The sequence below is a fragment of the Micromonospora phaseoli genome, assembly GCF_900109115.1.
In the GTDB taxonomy this organism is placed as follows: domain Bacteria; phylum Actinomycetota; class Actinomycetes; order Mycobacteriales; family Micromonosporaceae; genus Micromonospora; species Micromonospora phaseoli.
Map to the genome: position 1 here is coordinate 260,481 of NZ_FNYV01000001.1, position 17,786 is coordinate 278,266.

At 72.5% G+C, this 17,786-nt stretch carries 14 protein-coding genes and 1 pseudogene; 7 read left to right on the forward strand and 8 right to left on the reverse strand.

What is annotated here, in order from left to right; genetic code table 11:
* The first annotated feature begins 142 nt into the window (after nucleotides 1-142).
* Nucleotides 143-3,820: a SpoIIE family protein phosphatase gene (locus BMY89_RS01205; RefSeq protein WP_092373696.1), complete on the forward strand. Its 3,678-nt coding sequence runs from the start codon at nucleotides 143-145 to the stop codon at nucleotides 3,818-3,820.
* 40 nt (nucleotides 3,821-3,860) lie between these two features.
* On the opposite strand, the gene BMY89_RS01210 is transcribed toward BMY89_RS01205, so the two are convergent.
* Nucleotides 3,861-4,175: an STAS domain-containing protein gene (locus BMY89_RS01210; protein ID WP_232520993.1), complete on the reverse strand. Its 315-nt coding sequence runs from the start codon at nucleotides 4,173-4,175 to the stop codon at nucleotides 3,861-3,863.
* Between the two features lie 94 nt (nucleotides 4,176-4,269).
* Here BMY89_RS01210 and map point away from each other — a divergent pair, with 94 nt between their 5' ends.
* Together map and BMY89_RS01220 are read left to right on the forward strand one after the other, a co-directional pair.
* Nucleotides 4,270-5,127, forward strand: coding sequence for a type I methionyl aminopeptidase (gene map, locus BMY89_RS01215; RefSeq protein WP_092373698.1), 858 nt, complete (start codon nucleotides 4,270-4,272; stop codon nucleotides 5,125-5,127).
* Nucleotides 5,124-5,840: a VIT1/CCC1 transporter family protein gene (locus tag BMY89_RS01220; RefSeq protein ID WP_092373700.1), complete on the forward strand. Its 717-nt coding sequence runs from the start codon at nucleotides 5,124-5,126 to the stop codon at nucleotides 5,838-5,840. Before map ends, BMY89_RS01220 begins: the two co-directional genes overlap by 4 nt.
* A 72-nt stretch (nucleotides 5,841-5,912) precedes the next feature.
* On the opposite strand, the gene BMY89_RS01225 is transcribed toward BMY89_RS01220, so the two are convergent.
* From BMY89_RS01225 to BMY89_RS01255, 7 genes are all read right to left on the reverse strand, one after another.
* Nucleotides 5,913-6,632: a nucleotidyltransferase domain-containing protein gene (locus BMY89_RS01225; RefSeq protein WP_170147584.1), complete on the reverse strand. Its 720-nt coding sequence runs from the start codon at nucleotides 6,630-6,632 to the stop codon at nucleotides 5,913-5,915.
* Nucleotides 6,633-6,699: 67 nt separating this feature from the next.
* Nucleotides 6,700-7,236, reverse strand: coding sequence for a nitroreductase family deazaflavin-dependent oxidoreductase (locus BMY89_RS01230; RefSeq protein ID WP_092373704.1), 537 nt, complete (start codon nucleotides 7,234-7,236; stop codon nucleotides 6,700-6,702).
* 72 nt (nucleotides 7,237-7,308) lie between these two features.
* A complete protein-coding gene (locus BMY89_RS01235) occupies nucleotides 7,309-10,038 on the reverse strand; it encodes an FtsX-like permease family protein (RefSeq protein WP_092373706.1) in 2,730 nt (909 codons plus the stop codon).
* On the reverse strand, nucleotides 10,035-10,748 hold the full coding sequence (locus BMY89_RS01240) for an ABC transporter ATP-binding protein (RefSeq protein WP_092375305.1): 714 nt from the start codon (nucleotides 10,746-10,748) through the stop codon (nucleotides 10,035-10,037). Before BMY89_RS01240 ends, BMY89_RS01235 begins: the two co-directional genes overlap by 4 nt.
* Before the next feature lie 92 nt (nucleotides 10,749-10,840).
* Complete coding sequence (locus tag BMY89_RS01245) at nucleotides 10,841-11,422, reverse strand: PadR family transcriptional regulator (protein ID WP_092373708.1); 582 nt, start codon at nucleotides 11,420-11,422, stop codon at nucleotides 10,841-10,843.
* 76 nt (nucleotides 11,423-11,498) lie between these two features.
* Nucleotides 11,499-11,924, reverse strand: coding sequence for a ferritin-like domain-containing protein (locus tag BMY89_RS01250; protein WP_092373710.1), 426 nt, complete (start codon nucleotides 11,922-11,924; stop codon nucleotides 11,499-11,501).
* Nucleotides 11,921-12,376, reverse strand: coding sequence for a hypothetical protein (locus tag BMY89_RS01255; protein WP_092373712.1), 456 nt, complete (start codon nucleotides 12,374-12,376; stop codon nucleotides 11,921-11,923). Before BMY89_RS01255 ends, BMY89_RS01250 begins: the two co-directional genes overlap by 4 nt.
* A gap of 220 nt (nucleotides 12,377-12,596) precedes the next feature.
* Between BMY89_RS01255 and rimP the strand changes: the two genes are divergently transcribed.
* From rimP to infB, 4 genes and pseudogenes are all read left to right on the forward strand, one after another.
* Nucleotides 12,597-13,259 carry a ribosome maturation factor RimP gene (gene rimP, locus BMY89_RS01260; RefSeq protein ID WP_092373714.1) on the forward strand — a complete coding sequence of 221 codons (663 nt, stop codon included), beginning with the start codon at nucleotides 12,597-12,599 and terminating at the stop codon, nucleotides 13,257-13,259.
* Nucleotides 13,256-14,302 (forward strand): transcription termination factor NusA, encoded by a 1,047-nt coding sequence (gene nusA / locus BMY89_RS01265; protein WP_092373716.1) that lies wholly within the window; start codon nucleotides 13,256-13,258, stop codon nucleotides 14,300-14,302. The genes rimP and nusA overlap by 4 nt, the downstream gene beginning before the upstream one ends.
* Nucleotides 14,303-14,318: 16 nt before the next feature.
* Nucleotides 14,319-14,649, forward strand: a pseudogene (locus BMY89_RS01270) (YlxR family protein).
* A gap of 93 nt (nucleotides 14,650-14,742) precedes the next feature.
* Nucleotides 14,743-17,742 carry a translation initiation factor IF-2 gene (infB, locus tag BMY89_RS01275; RefSeq protein WP_092373720.1) on the forward strand — a complete coding sequence of 1,000 codons (3,000 nt, stop codon included), beginning with the start codon at nucleotides 14,743-14,745 and terminating at the stop codon, nucleotides 17,740-17,742.
* Nucleotides 17,743-17,786: the final 44 nt, after the last annotated feature.

Consider the following 17,786-nt stretch of genomic DNA (forward strand, 5'->3'; position numbering starts at 1 on the left):
GTGTTCAGCGTCGGTCGACCGGCCGAGTCGAGCTAATCAGCGTCCGACCGGCGCTATGCGTTACGTCGTTGATTCGGCTGGGTAGAAGGCGTGTCACGGCACTTGATGATCGGAAGCGGTGCGAACACGGCCGGGAGGCTGCATGAACTCGGCCCAGGGGGGCGCGGACGGTAGTCATCCGTTCGCGGCGGCCGGCGGGATCTCTCCGCTGCTCAAGGCGGCGTTCGGGGCCGGCGGCGAGATGGGCACTCTGCTGCGCGAGCACGACTGGTCGGACAGCCCGCTCGGCACCCCGGACCGCTGGCCCGCCACGCTGGGCAACGTCATCAGCACGATGCTCGCCTCCAAGGCGCAGATCGCCATGTTCTGGGGCGAGGATCTGCGCGCCTTCTACAACGACGCCTATCGGCCGACCATCGGCGACAAGCACCCCGCCGTGCTGGGACAGCCCGCCCGGGAACACTGGGCGGAGACCTGGGACGTGCTCGGGCCCCTGCTGACCGATGTGATGCGTCACGGCGAGGCGTACCAGGCCCAGGACCGCCACTTCCTGATCGAACGGCACGGCTTCGTGGAGGACGTCTACTTCGACGTCTCCTACGACCCCATCCGGGACACCGACGGGTCGATCAACGGTGTGCTCTGCATCTGCAGTGAGACCACCGGCCGGGTGCTCGGCGAGCGCCGGCTGCGTACCCTGGCCGAACTCGGCTCGGAGCTGGCTGACCTGGGCAGCAGCGCGGAGCTCGGCCGGGTCGCCGCCGGGGTGCTCGACCGGCACCGGGAGGACGTGCCCTTCGCGCTGCTCTACCTGCGCGACGGCGACGGGCAACTGCGGCTGACCGGCAGCAGTGGCGTGGACGACGCCCCGGTCGATGCGCCCGCCCGGCTGGGCGAGGTGGCGATGACCGGCGCCGGCGACCTGGTCGCCACGGTCGACCTACTTGCAGAGGTGCCGGCCGACACCGCCAAGGACGCGGTGGTACTGCCGATCAGCGCGACCAACGACTCCGCCGGGGTGCTGGTGCTGGGGGTGGCCCGGCGGCTGTCGTTCACCGACGAGTACCGGACCTTCCTGGAACTGGTCGCCGCGCAGATCTCCCGTGCGGTCGGCAAGCAGCGGGCGTACGAGCAGGAGCGGGCCCGGGCGGCCGAACTGGCCGCGCTGAATCTGGCGAAGACCAACTTCTTCGCCAACGTCAGCCACGAGTTCCGCACCCCGCTGACCCTGGTGCTCGGCCCGCTGGAGGACCTGCTCGCCGATCCGGCGCTGCCGGAGGACTACACGTCTCGGCTGACCATGATGCACCGCAACGCGGTGCGGCTGCTCAAGCTGGTCAACACGGTGCTCGACTTCTCCCGCCTGGAGTCGGGGCGGCTGGCCGCGCACTACGAGTCGACCGACCTGGCCGGCTACACCTCCCGGCTGGTCAGCACGTTCCGCTCCGCGGCCGAGCGGGCCGGGCTACGCCTGACGGTGGACTGCCCACCGCTGCCGGAACCGGTCTACGTCGACCAGGACATGTGGGAGAAGATCGTCCTGAATCTGGTGTCGAACGCCCTGAAGTTCACCTTCGACGGCGAAATCAGCATCCGGGTCCGGGAGGTCGACGGCGTCGCCCGGCTGGAGGTGACCGACACCGGCGTGGGTATCGTGCCGGAGGAGCTGCCGCACATCTTCGAGCGGTTCCACCGGGTGCCGGGGGTGCGTTCGCGCAGTCACGAAGGGACCGGGATCGGGCTGGCCCTGGTCCGGGAGCTGGTCGAGATGCACGGTGGGCGGGTCGATGCCACCAGCCAGGTCGACGTCGGCAGCACCTTCACGGTCACCATGCCGTTCGGCTCCGGGCATCTGCCGGGCGACCGGATCGCCGACACCGACGGCACCGGGCGTGAGCCGCGACAGGCCGGGCTCTTCGTCGCCGAGACCGCGCAGTGGATTGCCGACCCCGCCCCTGCGTCGCCCGGCCCCGGGGACCCCGCCCCTGCGTCGCCCGGCCCCGGGGACCGCGCCCCGTCCGGCCGGATCCTGGTCGTCGACGACAACCCTGACCTGCGGGAACATGTCGCTCGGCTGCTCGCGCCCAGATGGGAGGTGCATACCGCCACCGACGGCGTCGATGCCCTCCGGCTGGCCACCGACACCGCTTTCGACCTGGTGCTGACCGACGTGATGATGCCTCGGCTGGACGGGTTCGGCCTGGTCGCCGCGTTGCGGGCGGACCCGCGCACCCGGTACGTGCCGATCGTGCTGCTCTCCGCCCGAGCCGGCCCCGCCGAGGAGGTGGCCGGGCTGTCGGTCGGCGCCGACGACTACCTCACCAAGCCCTTCTCGGGGCAGGAGCTGATCGCCCGGGTCCGCGCCAACATGGAGCTCGGCCAGCTGCGAAACCAGATCATCCGCCGGTTGCGGGCCCTCGCCGACGCGGCGGTCGCGGTCAACACCGCCCGCTCCACGTCGGACGTGCTCCAGGTCGCGGCCCGACACGCCCTCAGCCTCGCCGAGGCCGTGCGGGTGGTGGTCAGCGCCGGCGAGACCCGCTACGAGGCCGACGCCGGCGGCGCCACCTCGGTCGAGCCGTCCTTCGTGCTGCCGCTGACCGGGGTGGCCGACCAGCGGCTCGGCGAGCTGCGGGTGTGGCGTCCGGTGGCCGAGGGCGCCGGCACCGAGGAGGCCGCGTTGACCCAGCTCGCCCGGCTGGTCGGTGTGCGACTGGAGAACGCTCAGCTCTACGAGACCGAGCACCGAATCGCCACCACCCTGCAGCACAGCCTGCTGCCCCGCAGCCTGCCCCGGCTGCCCGGAGCGTTGGTCGCCAGCCGATACCTGCCCGGCAGCGAGGACGTCGAGGTGGGCGGCGACTGGTACGACGTCATCGCCCGGGAGCACGACGAACTCGTGCTGATCATCGGAGACGTGGTCGGCAAGGGGGTGCCGGCGGCGGCAGCCATGGGCCAGCTGCGCAACGCGTTGCGCGCGTACGTGCTGGAGGGTTTCGATCCGGGCGAATCGTTGACCCGGCTCAACCGGTTGGTGGGATCCACCGAGTCACGATCCTTCGCGACGGTCTTCTGCCTCTGGTTCAGCCCTCGCACGGGCCGGCTGCGGTACGCCAGCGCGGGGCATCCGTCTCCGCTGCTGATCCGCGGCGACGACGTGGCGTTCCTGCATGACCGCGCGCTCGGGCCGCCCGTCGGGGTCATCCCCGGCACGGAGTACGAGACGGTCTCCGGCGAGTTGCGCGCGGGTGACCGGCTGCTGCTCTACACCGACGGCCTGATCGAGGACCGGCAGCTCGGCATCGACGCCTCCCTGGCGCAGCTTCGCGCCGACGCCTCGCGGCCCGGAGACCACGTCGCGGATCTGATCGACGCGGTGATGGAGCGGGTCGTCGACCGGCCCCGGCGCGACGACGTGGCGGTACTCGCGCTGGAGGCGGCCGAACTCGACCGGTTCGCGCTGCGGCTGCCCGCCGATCCCGCCCGGCTGAGCGTGCTGCGCAGGCGGCTGGAGGACTTCCTCGTCGCGCACGGGGTCGGCGAGACGGATCTGTTCGACCTCACCGTGGCGGTCTCCGAGGCGGCCGCGAACGCCATCGAGCATCCGGTCGACCCGGCGGAACCAACGATTGACGTCGAGGTGAAGGTGGAGGACCGCACGGTGGTGGCGGCCGTGCGCGACAGCGGGCGGTGGCGGGAGTCGACCGGTTCGAGCTTCCGGGGGCGCGGGCTGTCGCTGATCCGGGCACTCGGGGAGTTGTCGGTCGATCGGACCCCGGAGGGTACGCAGGTCACCCTGCGCCGACGGCTCAGCCCGTAGGCGACGGCTGAGCCCGTGGGCGACGGCTGAGCCCGTGACGTCAGGCGGGGTGCAGCCAGGGCTGCGTGCCCAGGCCGGCGATCTCCAGCACCCGGCTGACCTGCCGGGACGGCAGCACCGTCAACGCGCCCGGGTAGCGGCCGGCGAGCCGGACCACCGCGTGGATGGCCGCCGAATCGAAGAAGGTCACCGCGCGTAGGTCGAGCGTGACCCGGGCTGCCGGTTCCCGCAGCACGGTCTGGAGCATGGCGTCGGCGGTCGCCATGTCGACCTCACCGGTGACCACCACGCTCAGGTGATCGTCATCGGTCCGCGCGCTGGCCGAGAAGACGGGAGGTGTTCCCCCTTGATCCACGCAGACACCTTGACACAGTGCCCTGGGTGGGGCAACAACCTCCCGCCGCGGGCGGTGGTGGGGGTCACCGGCGGGGCGGCGATAGGCTTGCGCCATGACCGCCCGTGCGCCGCTGACCCCCGGCACGCTCTCCCCGTGGCGGCCGGTGCCCGCCCACATCGCCCGGCCGGAGTACGTCGGCAAGAAGGCACCCCGGCCCTGGCAGGGCTCACACGTGCAGACCCCGGAAACGATCGAGAAGATGCGGGTCGCCGGGCGGATCGCCGCCCAGGCGGTGCAGTTGGCAGGCGAGCACTGCAAACCCGGTGTGACCACCGACGAGATCGACCGGGTGGTACACGAGTTCCTGATCGACAACGGCGCCTACCCGTCGACGCTGGGCTACAAGGGCTTCCCGAAGTCCTGCTGCACCAGCCTGAACGAGGTGATCTGCCACGGCATCCCCGACTCGACCGTGCTGGCCGACGGCGACATCATCAACGTCGACGTCACCGCGTTCATCGGTGGGGTGCACGGCGACACCGACGCGACGTTCTGCGTCGGTGAGGTCGGCGAGGAGGCCCGGCTGCTGATCGAGCGGACCCACGAGGCGATGATGCGGGGCATCCGCTCGGTCGCCCCCGGCCGACAGATCAACGTGATCGGCCGGGTCATCGAGTCGTACGCCAAGCGCTTCGGTTACGGCGTGGTCCGCGACTTCACCGGCCACGGCATCGGCGAGGCCTTCCACAGCGGGCTCTACGTGCCGCACTACGACAGCCCGCGTCCCACGGACGTGATGGAGCCCGGGATGACCTTCACCATCGAGCCGATGATCACTCTCGGCACCTACCAGTACGACCTCTGGGACGACGGCTGGACGGTGGTCACCAAGGACCGCCGGTGGACGGCCCAGTTCGAGCACACCGTGCTGGTGACCGAGGACGGCCGCGAGATCCTCACCCTGCCGTGACGGACACCCCTGCGGCGCTGCGGGAACACCACCACGCGGACGTCTCCGGCGGCTGGCTCCGCCCGGCCGTGTTCGGCGCGATGGACGGCCTGGTCACCAACATCGCGCTGATCGCCGGCGTCGGTGGTGGCGGTGTCTCGCCGCGCAACATCGTGCTCACCGGCACCGCCGGGCTGGTCGCCGGCGCGATCTCGATGGCGCTCGGGGAGTACACCAGCGTCCGTTCGGCCAACGAGCAGCTCGCCGCCGAGGTGGCCAAGGAGCGGCAGGAGTTGGAGCGCCACCCGGAGGCCGAAGCCCGGGAACTGGCCGAGATGTGGATGGCCCGGGGCCTGCCGGAACATCTCGCCGTCGGAGTGGCCGAGGCGCTGCGACAGGACCCGGAGCAGGCGTTGCGGGTGCACGTCCAGGAGGAGTTGGGCGTCAACCCCGACGAGCAGCCCGATCCGTGGACCGCCGCCCTCTCGTCGTTCCTCTGCTTCTCCGTCGGCGCGCTGGTGCCGCTGCTGCCGTACCTGTTCGGCGCGACCAGCCTGGCCCTGGCTCTGGCGGTGGGCGGGCTCGGACTCTTCGTGGCCGGAGCGGTGGTGGCCCGGTTCACCAACCGCCGGTGGTTCTCCGGTGGTCTGCGTCAGCTCCTGCTCGGCGCCGCCGCGGCGGCGGCGACCTACCTGATCGGCATGCTGATCGGTGTGCAGGGCAGCCTCGGCTAGCGCGGTGGCCAGAAACGCTCACCGGGCTGCGCCGGACCGAGCCGGCGACCGGCGGCCGTCCTGGACACCGCACTAGCCGTCGAGGAGATCGTCGACGGTGCCGTCCACTGGGCGGCCCCGCGCGGTCAACTCCGCCGACTGACGGGCCAGCACCGCGCCCACCTCGGTCATGTCCGCCCCGGCCAGCCCGGTCCGCCGAACCGCGTCGCCCGGATCCCGAAAGTAGGTCCGGTTGAGCAGGCCGTTCACCGTGGCCGCGGCGAGCCGGGCCTCACCGAGCATCAGCAGGGCCTGGTCCGTCTCGTACCACTCCGCCAGCCGGGCGGCCCGGGAGTGTGCGGCGCTGCCCCGGTACCACGCCTTCCGGGCGGCGGCGGTGAACTCGGCCGGCCGGGCCCGGGCCAGCCGGCCGAGGTGCTCGTCGCGCAGCGTGCGCAGCCATCCGGTCGGGTCGTGCAGGGCCCGGGTGGTCAGGTACCGGTCGGCCGTCAGCGGCCACCGGGAGGTCAGCTGCCGGGCCTGGTGCAGGCGCTCGTCGGCGGCCAGCACGGTCAGGTCGACAAGCACGCCGTCCACCCGCCGGGTCGCCGCGGGCGGCCCCGTGCCGGGCCGGTAGGTGACCACCAGCAACCCGACCTCGCCGTCGCCACCGCCGTCGTCGTCGCCGTGGGCCAGCGGGCCGTGCACCGCGACGGCGAGCACCTCGGCCGGAAACCGCCGCCGGACGGCGGCCGTGACCCGTTCGGCCACCTCCCATCGAGGGCCGTCCCGGTGTTCCTGACCACCGTCCACGCCGAGCACCCCGCGATCGCGTCACCGTCGGAACCGTAGCCGGGAGCGACCGCCCGGTCACTCCACCCTAGATTGGTTGGCCGCGCCCGTCCGAACCGCCGCGCCCGTCCGAACCGCCGCGCCCGTCCGAACCGCCGTGCCGGTCGGGAACCAGCCGGAAGATCCGGATCTCCCGGCCGCCGGCCCGCTCCACGTACGTCTCGTAGGCCGGCCACTCGGCGACCAGCAACCGCCACAGCCGGTCCCGTTCGGCGCCGGTGGCCACCTCGGCGCGTACCGGGATCCGGCGGCCCTTGACGTCCAACTCGGCGCTCGGTTCGGCGAGCAGGTTGAGCGACCACGCCGGCTGGTGTGGCTGGCCCCAGTTGGATCCGACCACCACGAACGCGTCACCGTCGGGCACGTAGAGCAACGGATTGCTCCGCGGCTGGCCCGACTTCCGGCCAGTGGTGGTGATCACCAGTGACGGCACGAGCCCGAGCGCGACGACCCGTCCCCGGGTCAGTCGCCCGAGGGCACGGTCGGCTGGGACCAGCAGCCGGATGGCGGCGCCGAACCAGCGGTGACGACCGGCCCGACGGGTGACGCTGCGCAGAACAGACACGCGGCCATTCTGCCGTCGTGGGTCACGCGGCGACAGGGGCCGACCGGTCGCGGATGCGATGATCCGCGGGGGTCAGTCCAGGCGGCGCTCGACCGGCAGCCGCGAGCGGGTGAACAGCGCCGCGCCGGCCATCGCCACCAGCGGCACCGCGACCAGCACGCCGATCGGGAGCCAGGGAATCACCAGCGGGTACGGCGGTTCGATCGGCCAGCTGTCGGTGTAGCGCTGGTTGGTGAAGGTCAGCACGATCACCGCCACGGCGACGCCCGCCACGATGCCCAGCGCCGAGCCGAGCACCGCGATCACGCCGGCCTGGCAGAGCGAGAGCAGGCGGCGTACACCCGGCCCGGCGCCGACCGCGGCCAGGGTGGACAGGTCGCCGCGTCCCTCGGCCGCGGCGAGGCCGGTGGCGATGCCCGCGGCCCCCACGGTGACCACCGCGGAGACCGCGGCCAGCAGCAGGAGCAGCGGCCGGGCGTCACCGAGGCCGTGACCGTTGTCGGTCTCCAACCACAGTGGCCCGAGCGGGCGCGTCGCCGCGATGAACTGGTCCTGCCGCTCCTGGTCCACCTGCCCGGTCGTCTCGATCACCCAACCGGCCGGCCACGTGGTCAGGCCGAGCCGGTCGGTCGCGGCGGGGGAGAGGATCAGCCAGTGCTGACCCAGCCCGGTGGCCAGGGCGTACCCGGGCACCGTGACGGTGTCCGCCGCACGTGACTCGTCGGTGTGATCGACCCGCAGATCCAGCCGGCCGTCGTCCCGCAGGAATCGCGGGTTGGTCACCACTGCGCCACCGGCCCGCAGCGTGGCGGTGGCGGCGGCCACCTCATCCGGCGCGGCGCCGGTGATGATCGGTAGCATCGTGCCCTCGTCGACGGCAACCCGGGGATACGTGCCGTAGTAGTCGTCGGGGTGGTCCCGACACCGGGCGTCGGCGCGGGCGCGGCGCTGGTCGGCGGCGCTGATCGGCTGGTACGGCTGCCAGGGGCACGCCCGCCCGGCCGGCAACGTCGCGGTGACGAGGCAGGCGTCGAACTCCGGCCGGCAGCCGGCCGAGACGAACGGGGTGAAGGTGCCGGCGTCGAGGTGCTCTCGGGCCGGGCCGGCGATCTCGGCAAGATCGGGCAGCGCGGTGCCGCCCAGGTCGGCGCTGGTGCCGACCAGCATGGTGTGCTCCGGCAGTGCGGGAAGGTAGCGCTGCTCGGTGCGGGCCTCGTCACTGGCGAGGAAGAGGCCGAGGGCGACGCTGCCGGCGACCGCGGCCATCACGGCGGAGATGGCCGGCGCCGCCGAGGAGCGGTTGCGGCTGGCGTCGCGTACCGCGATCCGGGGAGCCAGCGGCAGGAATCGGCCGAGTCGCGCCAGCAGCCCCACGAGCGTCGGGGTGGCGAAGACCAGTCCGAGTTCGCCCAGGACGAGGCCGGCGAGGATGACCGCCTGCGAGGTCAGCACGGTGCCGACCGCGGCCACGATCGTCCCGCCGGCGGCCAGCAGCAGACCGATAATGAGCCACCGGCGCCGGTGCACGGGCGGCGTGCGTCGGCCGGCGAGCCCGGCCACCACGTCCTGGCGGGCGGCCGTCCAGGCCGGTGCCAGCGCGGCCAGCACCCCGGCCAGCACCGCGACCAGGGCGATCACGACCAGCGCCGTCGGCCAGACGCGGTACCCGCCGAACCGTTGCTGGAAGATGAACTGCTCGACCAGCGGCCGGCCGGCGAACGCGGCGGCCACGCCGAGCGCGATACCGGTGACGGCACCGACGCAGCCGAGCACCACGCCGTCGGCGAGTACCACCCGGCGGAGCTGGGCGGCATCTCCACCGGCCACCGCGACCAGCGCCAGTTCCCGCCGCCGCCGCCGTACCCCGACGGCGAACGCCGGACCGACCAGCAGCACCACCTCGAGCAGGCCGAGGCCGCCGACCAGCAACCCGATGCTGACCTGCTCCACCCCCATGCCCGAGACGATCGAGTCGGCGGAGCTGCTCTCCAACGTGGTCGATCCGGGCACCCGGGTGCCGACCACGACACCGTTGGCGTTCAGGTGCCGGAACAGGTCGTCGCTGAGTGGGCCGGGTAGATCGGCCAGGAACAGCCCCTCGGATTGCGACTGCGGCGGGGGCGCCCCGGCGGGGTGCAGGATGGCCATCGCGTCCAGCCGCTCGGGGAGTTCGACCACGCCGACGACCGTCCAGCTACGCGTACCGTCCCCGGCGTTGACCTGATCGCCGATGTCGACGTCGAGGCTGCGCCGGGCCGCCAGGTTCACCGCGATCTCGTCGCCGCTGGCGGGTGCCCGACCTTGATGGATCCGGCCCAACCCGTGACCGAGCGGGTCGGTCATGTCGACCACGGTGGTGTCGAAGTCGCGGATCCGGTCGGACTGCCAGACGGTTATCGGCACCCAGCGGCGGACCGGGAGGACCCGAGCGCCGGCGGGCAGCAGCGCGGTGACCTGTTCCGTGGTGACCAGTCCCGGGAAGGTCTCACCGTCACCGGTGGTCGACCAACCGTCGCCGGTGGCGTCCTGCTCGACCGGGCCGCGGCTGACCACCCGAAGCTCCGCGTCGGCGTTTCCGAGTCGGCGGTCCAGCTCCTCGGCCGGGGTCAGCCGGGCCATGTCCATGCTGGCCGCGATGAAGCTCATGGCCAGCACCGGCAGGATGATCATGGCCAGCACCAGGGCGGTGCGCCCCCGTGCCCGCCGTGCCTCCCGGCGGGCGATGCGCAGCGCGGCCCGCCACGATCCGGCCGCCTCGGCCAGCCGTACCCCGCGCGCTCGTCGGTGTTGTTCGCCGTTCACCGGCCGCTGCCGCTGAGCAGGGCCTCGACGCCGGCCAGCGGGGCGGTCGAGTCGACCGTCACCCCGTCGCGCAGGAAGAGCACCCGGTCCGCCCAGGCGGCGTGCCGTGCCTCGTGGGTGACCAGCACCCCGGCGGCTCCGGCGTCGACGCGGCGGCGCAGCAACCGCAGCACCGCCTCGCCGGTCTGCGAGTCCAGCGCCCCGGTCGGCTCGTCGGCCAGCACGAGGCGTCGCTGCCCGACCAGTGCCCGGGCGATGGCGACGCGTTGCTGCTGGCCGCCGGAGAGCTGGTCCGGGAACCGGTCGCCCAGCTCCGTCAAACCCACCTCGGTCAGCGCGTCCAGCGCCAGCCGGCGGGCCTGGCGGACACCTGACCCGTCCAGCTCCAGCGGCAGCGCGACGTTCTCCACGGCGGTCAGGCTGCCGATCAGGTTGAGGTTCTGGAAGATGTAGCCGATCCGTCGGCGGCGCAGCCGCGCCAGCCCACGGCGATCCAGGGCGTGCAGCGGCTGCCCCTCGACGCGCACCTCACCGGCGGTCGGGCTGTCCAGCCCGCCGGCCAGGGTGAGCAGGGTGGACTTGCCGGAACCGGAGGGGCCCATCACGGCGACCAGTTCGCCGGGGCGCACGTGCAGGCTCACCCCGCGCAGGGCGTGCACGGCGGCCGGGCCGCTGCCGTGGGTGCGGTGCACGTCACGTAGGTCGAGCACGGCCCCGTCGCCGGGACCGGGGGTGGCCGAGCCGGGTGTCCCGGACGCGGCGTCCTGGTCCGGGGATGCCGGCACTCGCCCGCCTGTGGTACTCACCGTCGTGCCTCCTCACCACTGTGGCCCACCGCCTCGGAGTGGGGCGCTGGGCCAGGAGCCGGGGGGCGGTGCCGCACCAGACTGGTCTCACAGTGGTCGAGCCAGCGCACCTCGGCCTCGGCCTGGAACACCATGGCGTCCAGCACCAGCCGCCAGGACAGGTCGTCGGGGCTGCCGCTGGAGTATTTCAACCGGGTCAACTCCTGCAGCGTTCGCATCGTCGCGGTCCGCTGGGTCTGCACCACCGAACGGACGTCCACCCCCGGGGTGGTCAACGCCAGCGCCAGCTTGATCGCCAACTCGTCCCGGGGGCGGTCGTTGCGGCTGATCGGGGTGGCGAACCACAGCGCCAGGTCCGTCCGCCCGGCGTCGGTGATCTCGTACGGCCGCTGGCCGGCCTCGCTCTCCGGCAACGAGCGCACCAGCCCGTCCCGCTCCAGGCGGGACAGCGTGGTGTAGACCTGCCCGATGTTCAGCGGCCAGGTCGAGCCGGTCGACTCCTCGAAGGCGGCCCGCAGCTGGTAGCCGTACATCTGCCCGCGTTCGAGCAGGGCGAGCAGGCCGTGACGGATGGACATGGAACCGGAGTATGCATACCTGGTATGCCAACCGCAACCGGTGCCGGTGTGACCGTGCCGACCCGGGCCACCCGGCTCAGGCGGGACGACCCGGGAACGGCACGGTCAGCGGGGTGATCCCGGCACTGCGCCGCCACCGTGTCGCCCGGACCGCGTACTCCGTCAGGGCGGCCAGGGCCCGGTCCCGTTCGGCCCCGGTGCTGGCGGGCAGCGCGGCCCGCCAGAACGCCGCGGTGCGCTCCTCCACCTCCACCGCGAGCCGCAACGCGCTGGCCCGGTCGGTCACCGGGAAGGGCAGCGCGTATCCGGCCCGGTCCGGCGGGACGGTGCCGCCGCCGGTGCTCAACTGCACCACCAGGGCGTCCCGTCGGCTTCGATGGGCGGCCTCCGCCTCGGCCGCGGCCTTGCGCTCGGCACCGGACAGGCGTACGCCGATGGGCCCGTACGCCCAGATCGCGGCGTACTCCGCGGTGAGTGCGCCAGCGAGCACCTCGGCGCTCATCGCAGCGCTTCCAGGTGGGTGGCGCGTGCGGCGGCGACCGAACCGAGCAGCGCGGCGCGCTCGGCGGGCGCCGTGGCGCAGGCCCGGGTCGCCGCGTCCCGGCCGGCGCGTTCGGACTGCCGCAGTGCGGTCAGCGTGGCCGAGCGGTCGGCCGACGGGGCGCTGGAGGGGGAGACGGCGGAGCCGGACGGCGTGGCGGTCGGGCCACCGACCACCCGGGTGAGCTCCGCGGCGTGTGCCTCGTGCGACTCGGCGAGCGGAACGAGCCGGTCGGTCAGCTCGGGGTGGGCAGTGGCGGCTGCCCGCAGCCCGGCGGCGAGTCGCAGCGCCTCATCGATCAGGGGCGTCAGCGCGTCCGGCTGCGGCGGCTGTTCGTCGCGGTCGAGCAGACCACAACTGGTCAGCGGCACGGCCGCCCCACCGAGCGCCAGCAGCGCACCGGCCCGTAGCACCGCGCGTCGGGAAAGCTCGGACGATCCGTCCAGCCGAGTCGTTCTGCCCATCGCCACCGGACAAGTCAACACCATCGTCGCGGCCCGCGTACGGCGGTGGCGTCGGTGCGCCGCTAGGGCCGTCATCGCGGCGGCGCGTTACGCTCTGCGCAGCCTCCGGCGCGTCCGCACCGGAGGCGTGCCGGCATGGTCGCCGGCGAGCAGGGGAAAGGTCGGACAGATGACGCAGCGTGGCCGTGCCACCAGAACGACGGGGCGACCCCGCGGTGGCCAGGCTCCGCGTGCGGGTCAGGTCTCCCGTGGCGACCTCGCCGCCCGCCGCGAGCGGCTGCGGGAAGTGATCGCGCCGGTGGTCGACACCGCCGGCTACGACCTGGAGGACCTGTCCGTCTCGCGGGCGGGCCGCCGGCACGTGGTGCGGGTGATCGTGGACGCCGACGGCGGGATCAACCTGGACGCGGTGGCTGACGTCTCGCGGGCCGTCTCCGTGGCGCTGGACGCGGCCGAGGAGAGCGCCGGCGACATCGTCGCCGGGGAGTACCAGCTCGAGGTCAGCTCACCGGGCGTGGACCGTCCACTGACGCTGCCCCGGCACTGGCGACGCAACATCGGCCGGCTGGTCCGGGTGACCGTGCGGGGCAGCGGTGGGCCGTCCGGGGAGCCCGGCGATCGCGCCGGCGGCGACCGGCAGGTCACCGGTCGGGTGGTGGCCGCCGACGACGAGCGTGTGGTGCTGGAGACCGGCGCGGACCGCGCGGAGTGGGCCTACGCCGATCTCGGCCCCGGCCGGGTACAGGTCGAGTTCACCCGCCTCGACGAGCTGGCCGAATCAGAAGACCTCGATGACGACGACGATGACGATCTGGAGGACGAGGAGAGGTGAACATCGACCTCGCGGCGCTGCGCGCACTGGAGCGCGAGCGGGAGATCCCGTTCGACACGATCCTCGCAGCGATCGAGACCGCGCTGCTTACCGCGTACCGGCACACCGAGGGCGCTCAGTCGCACGCCCGGGTGGAGATCGACCGCAAGACCGGCGCGGCCCTGGTCTACGCCCAGGAGTTCAGTCCCGAAGGTGCTGTGCTGCGGGAGTGGGACGACACCCCGCACGACTTCGGCCGGATCGCCGCCATGACCGCCAAGCAGGTGATTCTCCAGCGGCTGCGGGAGGCCACCGACGAGGTGCACTTCGGCGAGTACGTCGGCCGGGACGGTGACCTGGTCACCGGTGTGGTCCAGGCGCACGAGGCGCGGGCCGAGAAGGGCATCGTCACCGTCGATCTCGGCAAGCTGGAAGGTGTGCTGCCGCAGTCCGAGCAGGTGCCCGGCGAGCGGTACACCCACGGCGAGCGGATCCGGTCGGTGGTGGTGCATGTGTCCAAGGGGATGCGCGGTCCGCAGATCACGTTGTCCCGGACGCATCCGAACCTGGTGAAGAAGCTCTTCGCCCTGGAGGTGCCCGAGATCGCCGACGGCACGGTCGAGATCGGGGCGATCGCCCGTGAGGCCGGTCACCGTACGAAGATCGCCGTACGGTCCATGACGCCCGGGGTCAACGCCAAGGGCGCCTGCATCGGGCCGATGGGGCAGCGGGTCCGGGCGGTGATGAGCGAGCTGCACGGTGAGAAGATCGACATCATCGACTGGTCGGACGATCCGGGCACCTTCGTCGGTAATGCGCTCTCCCCGGCCAAGGCGTTGCGGGTCGAGGTGGTCGATCTGGCCAACCGGGCCGCCCGGGTGACCGTTCCGGACTTCCAGCTCTCGTTGGCGATCGGCCGAGAGGGGCAGAATGCCCGGCTTGCTGCCCGGCTGACCGGTTGGCGGATCGACATCCGGTCCGACGCCGAACAGGCTGGACCTACCACCGGCCGGCCCGGCGCTGATCACGTCCGGGAACCGGGCGGAGCGGTGTCGGGTAGCTAGGGGTAGACTTCCACCAGTGGTACGACGCGCGCTGCCGGAACGCACCTGTGTGGGTTGCCGACGGCGCGTGCCGGCCAGTGAACTGCTGCGGATCGTCGCGGTCGGCGACGGGGCTGGTTTGAGCCTCAGAGTCGATCCGGCCCGCAGTCTGCCGGGTCGGGGAGCGAACCTGCATCCAGATCCGGCCTGCTTCGCGCAGGCAGCGCGGCGACGTGCCTTCGGGCGCGCGTTGCGAGTCGCCGGGGTTCCGGATGACGGGGCCCTCGCGGAGTACCTGACGCGTCAACCACCACGTCCGGTCACCCGATCGGGCGAGGGTCGCTAGCAAGGTAGGACGACCGACATGAGCACACGATGAAGTCCCTGAAATGACCAGGCTTCAAGTGCAGGAGTGAGGTCGCTGCGGGTGCTGCCCGCACGACCTCGGAGTGAGGAGTGCAGTGGCAGGTAAGGCCCGCGTACACGAGCTTGCAAAAGAGCTCGGGGTCGAAAGTAAGACCGTTCTCGCCAAGTTGAAAGAGATGGGCGAGTTCGTCAAGTCCGCGTCGAGCACCGTCGAGGCGCCTGTCGCCCGGCGGCTGCGTACCGCGTTCGTCGCCTCGGGTGGCCCTGGTGCCTCGACGGCTGCGCCGTCGGCCGCACCGGCTCCCACGGCGTCACCGACCCCGTCGCCGACCCCCGGCGAGCCCCGGATCACCGCCAAGCCGATGCCGCCAAGGCGTCCGGCAGCGCCTGGGCCGAAGCCGAAGGGCCCGGTGCCCGGTCCGCCGCCGCCGGCGGCCCCGGTCGCCAAGCCGGCGAGCGCTCACGACATCGAGGTGGCCGCCGCAGAGGCGCGTGCCGCCGCGCTGAAGGCTGAGCAGGAGGCCGCGGTCAAGGCCGCGCAGGCCGCCCGCCAGCAGCAGCGAGAGAACGTCCGCCGGGAGCCGCCGGCCGACGGTGGCACCCGTCCGGGTCCCCGACCCGGTCCCGGTGCCATGCCGCCCCGCCCGGGTTCTCCGGCCGCGGGTCGGCCCGGTGGGCCCAACCCGGGTCCGGGTGGCCGGCAGGGTCGCCCGCCGGCGCGCGGCGCCGGCAACAACCCCTTCGGTATCCAGGGCAGTCAGCGGCCGCCGGCCGCCGGTGCCGGTGGCCCACGGCCGAGCCCGGCGTCCATGCCGCCGCGGCCGAGCCCGGCGTCCATGCCGCCGCGGCCGAGCCCGGCCTCGATGCCGAGCCAGCGTCCGGGTCGTCCGGGCGGGCCGGGTGCCGGTCGCCCCGGTGGCGGTGGCGGTGCCGGCCGTCCGGGTGGCGGCGGTGGCGGTGGCTACCGTGGCGGTCCTGGTGGCGGCGGTGGTGCCGGCGGCGGTGGTGGTTACCGCGGTGGTCCTGGTGGCGGCGGTGGCGCCGGCGGCGGTGGTGGTTACCGTGGCGGTCCTGGTGGCGGCGGTGGTGCTGGCGGCGGATTCCGTCCGGGTGCGCCGTCCGGTGGTGGCGGTCGCCCTGGTGGCGGTGGCCGTGGCCGGGGCGGCGGTGCCGCGGGTGCCTTCGGGCGTCCGGGTGGCAAGCCGACCCGGGGCCGCAAGTCCAAGAAGCAGCGCAGACAGGAGTTCGACAACCTGTCGGCCCCGACCATGAGCTCGGGTGCTCCCCGGGGTCAGGGTCAGGTGGTCCGGCTGTCCCGTGGCGCCTCGCTGTCGGACTTCGCCGACAAGATCAACGCCAACCCGGGTTCACTGGTCCAGGAGATGTTCAACCTGGGCGAGATGGTCACCGCGACCCAGTCGTGCTCCGACGACACCCTGCTGCTGCTGGGTGAGCACCTGGGCTTCAACGTCCAGATCGTCAGCCCCGAGGACGAGGATCGCGAGCTGCTCGCGCAGTTCAACATCGACCTCGACGCCGAGGTCGCCAGCGAGCGGCTGGTCAGCCGGGCGCCGGTGGTGACCGTCATGGGTCACGTCGACCACGGTAAGACCAAGCTGCTCGACGCGATCCGCAAGGCCAACGTCGTAGCCGGCGAGGCCGGAGGCATCACCCAGCACATCGGTGCGTACCAGGTCCACGTCCCGCACGAGGGCGAGGACCGGGCGGTGACCTTCATCGACACCCCGGGTCACGAGGCGTTCACCGCCATGCGTGCCCGTGGTGCCCAGGTGACGGACGTCGTGATCCTGGTGGTCGCGGCCGACGACGGCGTGATGCCGCAGACGATCGAGGCGTTGAACCACGCCAAGGCGGCTGAGGTGCCGATCGTGGTGGCGGTCAACAAGGTCGACAAGCCGGAGGCCAACCCGGACAAGGTCCGCCAGCAGCTGACCGAGTACGGACTGGTCGCCGAGGAGTACGGCGGTGAGACCATGTTCGTGAACGTGGCCGCCAAGCCGGGCATCGGCATCGAGGAGCTTCTCGAAGCGGTCCTGCTCACCGCCGACGCGTCACTGGAGCTGACCGCTCCGATCGACGGGCCGGCTCAGGGTGTGGCCATCGAGGCGCACCTGGACAAGGGCCGCGGCGCGGTGGCGACGGTGCTGGTGCAGAAGGGCACCCTGCGGGCGGGCGACTCGATCGTCGCCGGTGGGGCGCACGGCCGGGTCCGGGCGATGCTCGACGAGAACGGCAACCAGCTCGCCGAGGCGGGTCCGGCCCGTCCGGTGATGGTCCTCGGCCTCACCGCGGTGCCGGGCGCGGGCGACACCTTCCTCGCCGCGGCGGACGACCGCACGGTGCGGCAGATCGCCGAGCAGCGGCAGGCACGGCGGCGGGCGGCGTCCTTCGCCAACTCCCGTGGCCGGGCCACCCTTGAGACGCTCATGGAGCAGCTCAAGGAGGGCGAGAAGACCTCGCTCAACCTCATCCTCAAGGGTGACGTCTCCGGTTCGGTGGAGGCCCTGGAGGACGCGCTGTTCAACCTCGACATCCCCGAGGAGGTCCAGCTCAAGGTCCTCGACCGGGGCGTCGGCGCGATCACCGAGAGCAACGTCATGCTCGCGAGCGCGTCGTCCGAGCCGGTCACGATCATCGGCTTCAACGTGCGGGCCTCCAACAAGGTCCGCGAGATGGCCGACCGCGAGGGCGTGGAGATCCGGTACTACACGGTCATCTACCAGGCCATCGAGGAGATCGAGGCGGCGCTCAAGGGCCTGCTCAAGCCGGAGTACGAGGAGGTCGAGCTCGGCACCGCGGAGATCCGCGACGTGTTCCGCTCGTCCAAGATCGGCAACATCTCCGGTTGCATCGTCCGGTCGGGCATCATCCGGCGCAACGCCAAGGCGCGTCTGCTGCGCGACGGCGCGGTGGTGGCGGACAACCTCACCGTCAGCTCGCTCAAGCGGTTCAAGGACGACGCCACGGAGGTTCGCGAAGGCTTCGAGTGTGGTCTGACCCTGGGTGGATACAACAACGTCCAGGTCGGCGACGTCATCGAGACCTTCGAGATGCGGGAGAAGGTTCGCGCCTGACCCTGCGGTGACGCACTGATCAAGGGGTTTACGCCGATCGGCGT